Annotated in this window: 1 protein-coding gene and 1 pseudogene; one reads left to right on the plus strand and one right to left on the minus strand. The window is 70.2% G+C overall.

Annotated elements, in window-relative coordinates; genetic code table 11:
- Nucleotides 1-281 (plus strand): annotated as a pseudogene (locus tag FRW57_RS24200) (hypothetical protein); the annotation flags it as partial.
- 91 nt (nt 282-372) lie between these two features.
- Here the strand turns inward: FRW57_RS24200 and FRW57_RS21090 are convergent.
- Nucleotides 373-1,455 carry an ABC transporter ATP-binding protein gene (locus tag FRW57_RS21090; RefSeq protein WP_137120709.1) on the minus strand — a complete coding sequence of 361 codons (1,083 nt, stop codon included), beginning with the start codon at nt 1,453-1,455 and terminating at the stop codon, nt 373-375.
- Between the last annotated feature and the right edge of the window lie 476 nt (nt 1,456-1,931).

A 1,931-nucleotide genomic window follows, 5' to 3' on the forward strand; every position in this document is an offset into this window, starting at 1 on the left:
GTCGCGAACCAGGTCCCGCCGCCCCACCGGCTCCCGCCGGATCACCAGCCGGTGCGCCGGAGGCGGTCGGGCCCGCCGCCCTGCCGTCGTTCGGCCCGGGTGACGCGGCGGGAGAGACGGAGGAAGCCGACGTTTCCGACGACGTCGAGGAACCGGACGGTGAAGACCGACCGGATCGGGCCGAGCGAGCCACGGGAGCGGCCCATGCCGGCGGCGCCACGTCCCAGCCGACCTCGTGGCTGCGGCGGGTCACCGGCCAGCTGCGGCACCGCGGGAGGTGAGCGAACGGCATACCAACGTGGCCGTGCTCGGCCCCAGCCGCCTTCAGAACCTTCGGAGGCGGCCCGGACCGAGCACAAACGCGGAAGCGCGTCAGACCGAGATGCGTTCGCCCGAACCGGCGTTGAACAGGTGCAGGTGTGCGGGCTTGGGAGTCAGGTGGATCTGGGCGCCCTTCTCGGGCGGCGTGCGGCCGTCGACGCGCGCGATGATCTGGGCGTCCTCGCCCGACTCCGTCTTGGAGGTGCCGTAGATGTAGGCGTCGGCGCCGAGCTCCTCGACCACGTCGACCGTGACCGCGAGGCCGGTGCCGTCGTCGCTGAGGGTGAGGTCCTCGGGCCGTGCCCCCACGATCGCCCGGGACCCCGCTTCGGCGAGGTGGTCGCGCGGGATGGGCAGCGCCGTGTTGCCGAACTTCACCCCGCCGTCGACGACGGGCACGTCGAGCAGGTTCATGGCGGGGGAGCCGATGAATCCGGCGACGAACACGTTGTTGGGGTGGTCGTACATCTCGCGCGGGGAGGCGCACTGCTGCAGAATGCCGTCCTTGAGCACCGCGACCCGGTCGCCCATCGTCATCGCCTCGACCTGGTCGTGCGTGACGTAGACGGTGGTGACCCCGAGTCGCCGCTGGAGTGACGCGATCTGGGTGCGGGTCTGCACGCGCAGCTTGGCGTCGAGGTTGGACAGTGGCTCGTCCATGAGGAAGACCTGGGGCTGCCGCACGATCGCGCGCCCCATCGCGACGCGCTGCCGCTGGCCACCCGAGAGCGCCTTCGGCTTGCGGTCGAGGTAGGCCTCGAGGTCGAGGATCTTGGCGGCCTCCTGGACGCGCTTGCGGATCTCGTCCTTCGGCTTGCCCGCGATCTTGAGTGCGAAGCCCATGTTGTCGGCCACGCTCATGTGCGGGTAGAGCGCGTAGTTCTGGAAGACCATGGCCACGTCGCGGTCCTTCGGGGACAGGTCGGTGACGTCGCGCTCCCCGATCAGGATGCGGCCGTCGTTGACCTCCTCGAGGCCGGCGAGCATGCGCAGGCTGGTGGACTTGCCACAGCCGGAGGGGCCGACGAGGACGAGGAACTCGCCGTCCTCGATGTCGATGTTGAGCTTGTCGACGGCCGGGGTGTCGGAACCGGGGTAGACGCGGGTCGCTTCGTCGAACGTGACGGTAGCCATGGCAGATCAAACCTTCCTTCACCGGCAGGAACGTGCCGGACGATCCGTTGTAAAGGCGGTGACCGCACGCGGGCGCGTGGGCCGGTGCCTTGCATCTTTGCTCATGACGGCTCCGTGCGCCAGAGGTCACCTGGTCCGTGTCCGGCCGGTTGCCCCGGTCCGCCAGCTTCCTCCGTGACCCGGCTGTCACAGAGGCGTTATCCAATAGTTGCTCCTTGTGCACAGGAACGGGCCCGGGGACAGGGAGGATTGACGGGCGCCCTCCGGGGCGCTTCCGCAGGCCTTCCCCACGCTTTCCGCACGGCACGAGGAGAACCCGATGTCGCGACGTCCAGGTCCGTGTGGACCCGTCGTCGCGGGTCTGCTCCTGCTGCTGGTCGGTTGCACGCCCTCGCACGGCCCGACCGCGTCGACGGCAGCCACCGACCTCGCGGCGGCGCCGGGGGTCGGCGTCGACCGACCCCGCTCGCCGCAAC

This window comes from Segeticoccus rhizosphaerae (genome assembly GCF_009192725.1).
GTDB classification, from domain to species: domain Bacteria; phylum Actinomycetota; class Actinomycetes; order Actinomycetales; family Dermatophilaceae; genus Segeticoccus; species Segeticoccus rhizosphaerae.

Bases quoted from the DNA above. Each gene is read 5' to 3' on its own strand.
- FRW57_RS21090 (WP_137120709.1), bottom strand. From the start codon at position 1,455: ATGGCTACCGTCACGTTCGACGAAGCGACCCGCGTCTACCCCGGTTCC.